General features: G+C 39.4%; 1 protein-coding gene. It reads right to left on the bottom strand.

Annotated features, from left to right (window positions below; translation table 11 throughout):
* Positions 1–47: 47 nt before the first annotated feature.
* Complete coding sequence (locus FS736_RS24745; RefSeq protein WP_186326948.1) at positions 48–206, bottom strand: hypothetical protein; 159 nt, start codon at positions 204–206, stop codon at positions 48–50.
* Positions 207–241: the final 35 nt, after the last annotated feature.

The following is a 241-nucleotide window of genomic DNA, read 5'->3' as shown; positions in this document are numbered from 1 at the left end:
CGAATCATCACTTCATCGCCCTCATTAACCACAACCTGCAATAATCTCTACAATCCATGTTTTCCACCACTCCTCACAATCACTTCACTCACCTCATAATCAACACCCTCATCTCCTTTTAATTTCCCTCCCATTTCCTTTTTCAATTCTTCCTTTCCTCCATGAATGGCTTTTGCAAGTATTTCTTCTTCTTTATTTTCCTCCATATTATTCCACCCCTCCACCATCGATACTCAAAAAA

This window comes from Cytobacillus oceanisediminis 2691, assembly GCF_007678455.1.
Taxonomy (GTDB): domain Bacteria; phylum Bacillota; class Bacilli; order Bacillales; family Cytobacillaceae; genus Mesobacillus; species Mesobacillus oceanisediminis_A.
This window is presented reverse-complemented; position numbering and strand designations above follow the sequence as displayed.

Excerpts from the sequence above, each read along its gene's own strand:
- FS736_RS24745 (WP_186326948.1), bottom strand. The coding sequence starts at position 206 with ATGGAGGAAAATAAAGAAGAAGAAATACTTGCAAAAGCCATTCATGGA.